The 3,079-nt window shown below is 68.0% G+C and carries 2 protein-coding genes; one reads left to right on the top strand and one right to left on the bottom strand.

Annotated features, from left to right (window positions below; all coding sequences use genetic code 11):
- Positions 1-1,709 (bottom strand): cytochrome c oxidase subunit I (gene ctaD, locus QK444_RS34720; protein WP_282786235.1); only part of this gene is annotated, 1,709 nt, incomplete at its 3' end.
- A gap of 270 nt (positions 1,710-1,979) precedes the next feature.
- Between ctaD and QK444_RS34715 the strand changes: the two genes are divergently transcribed.
- Positions 1,980-3,079 (top strand): iron-siderophore ABC transporter substrate-binding protein (locus tag QK444_RS34715; protein ID WP_282786234.1); only part of this gene is annotated, 1,100 nt, incomplete at its 3' end.

Here is a 3,079-nt window from a genome sequence, read left to right as displayed (position 1 = left end):
ACGGTGTGCGCCTTGCCACCCCAGCCCACGTGCGCCTCGGCGCGCATGCGGTCGATCATGTGCGGGTAGTGCAGCTCGAACGCCGGACGCTCGGAGCGGATGCGCGGCAACTCGTAGAAGTTGTGCCGCGGCGGCGGGCACGCGGTCGCCCACTCCAGCGAATTGCCGTAGCCCCACGGATCGTCCACCGTCACGACCTCGCCGTAGCGGTAGGACTTGAAGACGTTCCAGATGAACGGCAGCATCGACGCGCCCAGGATGAAGGCGCCGATGGTGGAGATGGTGTTCAGCGTGGTGAACCCGTCGGTGGGCAGGTAGTCCGCGTAGCGGCGCGGCATACCCTCGTTACCCAGCCAGTGCTGCACCAGGAACGTGGTGTGGAAGCCGACGAAGGTGGCCCAGAAGTGCCACTTCGCCAGGCGCTCGTCCAGCATGCGGCCGGTCATCTTCGGGAACCAGAAGTAGATGCCCGCGTAGGTGGCGAACACGATGGTGCCGAAGAGCACGTAGTGGAAGTGCGCCACCACGAAATACGTGTCGGACACGTGGAAGTCCAGCGGCGGGCTGGCGAGCAGGACGCCCGACAGACCACCGAAGAGGAAGGTGACCAGGAAGCCGACCGAGAACAGCATGGGTGATTCGAAGGTCAGCTGACCCCGCCACATGGTGCCGATCCAGTTGAAGAACTTCACGCCGGTCGGCACCGCGATGAGGAAGGTCATGAACGAGAAGAACGGCAGCAGCACCGCGCCGGTGGCGTACATGTGGTGCGCCCACACCGCGATGGACAGCGCGGCGATACCCAGCGTCGCGTACACCAGCGTGGTGTAACCGAAGATCGGCTTGCGGCTGAAGACCGGGAAGATCTCCGAGACGATGCCGAAGAACGGCAGCGCGATGATGTACACCTCGGGGTGGCCGAAGAACCAGAACAGGTGCTGGTAGAGCAGCGTGCCGCCCGAGGCCGGGTCGTAGATGTGCCCGCCCAGATGCCGGTCGTAGGCCAGCGCCATGAGCGCGGCGGTCAGCAGCGGGAAGGCCAGCAGCACCAGCACGGCGGTCACCAGGATGTTCCAGGTGAAGATCGGCATGCGGAACAGGGTCATGCCCGGGCAGCGCAGGCAGACCACCGTGGTGATCATGTTGACGCCGCCGAGGATGGTGCCCAGACCGGATACGGCCAGGCCGAGAATCCACAGGTCCGCGCCGACGCCGGGCGAGTGCACGATGTCCGAGAGCGGGGTGTAGGCGGTCCAGCCGAAGTCGGCCGCGCCACCGGGGGTGATGAAGCCCGCGGTCGCCATGGTGCCGCCGAACAGGTACAGCCAGTAGCTGAACGAGTTCAGGCGCGGGAAGGCGACGTCGGGTGCGCCGATCTGCAACGGCAGGATGATGTTGGCGAAGCCGAACACGATCGCGGTCGCGTAGAACAGCAGCATGATGGTGCCGTGCATGGTGAACAGCTGGTTGAACTGTTCCGGCGACAGGAACTGCAGGCCCGGACGGGCGAGCTCGGCGCGCATCAGCAGTGCCATCAGGCCGCCGATGAGGAAGAAGGACATCGCCGTCACCAGGTACATGACGCCGAGGGTCTTCGGGTCTGTCGTGGTGACCATCTTGTAGATGAACGAACCCTTGGGACCCACACGGGGCGGGTATGGCCGAGCCGCTTCCACTTCACGGACTGGGCGTGGCTCTACGGCAGTCACTGAACCTCCTGACAGGTGCCTTCTGGTCGTTCGTCGCGGTTGCTTCCGGCGTCGGCGTTTTCACGCACACGCGAACGACGGGTGGCTTGCGCTGTTGTGAATCGTAAACCGTGCTGCCGCAGCGGTCGCGGCCGGTCCTACTCTCTGTCGTAATTGGCCTTGGTAACGGACTGCCGGGGACCGTGGTCGCGAAGTTCCCGGGCCGCCGATCCGGCCGATCTCCGAGCGTCGCGATTGGGTGTCCGGACTCGCGCCTGTACGCTCCTCCGCATGTCGGTGCGCGAGTCCGCTTCCACCCGAACCCCGTACGCCCCCTCCCCCGGTTCCGCGCGGCGTGTGCGCACCTGGGGGGTGGCATTGGCCGCCGCCGCGGTGCTACCGACGGGTCTGCTGGCAGGCTGTGCCGAACCGGCCGACGACGCCGCCAGCGCCATCGTGCGCACCACCACGAATATCGCGGGCGCGGGCGTGGTCGGTCTGGAACGTGACACCCGCACCGCGTGCGCGCTGCCCACCACCGCCGATCCGGCCGCGGGCGCGACCCGCTCCGTCGACACCACCACCGGGACCGTCGAGGTGCCCGCCGATCCGCAACGCATCGTGGTGATCTCGACCCCGGCCCTGGACGCGATCTGCGCGCTCGGCCTATGGGAGCGCGTGGTCGGCGCGGCCACCGTCGCCGGTCCCACCCCGCAGCCCGCCTATCTGGGCACCGGCATCTCCGAGATCCCGGCGGTCGGTATGGTCGGCACGCCCGACCCCGCGCAGATCGCCGCCCTGGACCCGGACGTGATCATCGGCGGCGCGACCGACGGCGCGAGCTACGACGCGCTGCGCGGTATCGCGCCCACCGTGCTGGTCTCCGGCGACGGCGGCTGGCAGCGACAGTTCTCCGCTATCGCCACGGCGCTGGGCCGGGAGCGGGCCGCCGATCAGGTGCTCGCCGACTACCGCACCGCGGCCCGCGACACCGGAAACGCGGTGGCCGCCAACCTGACCCAGGCGTCGGTGGTGCGCTTCCGCCCCGACGACCTCCAGGTGCTGGGCGGGGACAGCTTCGCCGGGCAGGTGCTGGGCGATGTCGGGGTGCAGCGGCCGACCGCGCAGCGCGGCGCGAGCTTCGAACTGGCGGATGTGTCGTCCCAGGAGAATCGGGACAAGGTGGAGGGCGACCTCATCTACGTCATGTTCGACGGTCCCGAGGGTCGCGATTTCGGCGAATCGCTCATGCGCGGCGACGACTGGAAGGAACTCGCCGCGGTCGGCGACAAGCGCAATTTCGCCGTCGAGGACGTGATCTGGCACGGCAGCGGCGTGACCGCGGCGCGGGCCCTGCTGGAGGACATCCGCAACACCCTCAACGGCTATGT

The organism is Nocardia sp. CC201C (assembly GCF_030010695.1).
GTDB classification, from domain to species: domain Bacteria; phylum Actinomycetota; class Actinomycetes; order Mycobacteriales; family Mycobacteriaceae; genus Nocardia; species Nocardia otitidiscaviarum.
Note: the sequence above shows the minus strand (reverse complement) of the source record. Positions and strands in the feature narration are given on the sequence as shown.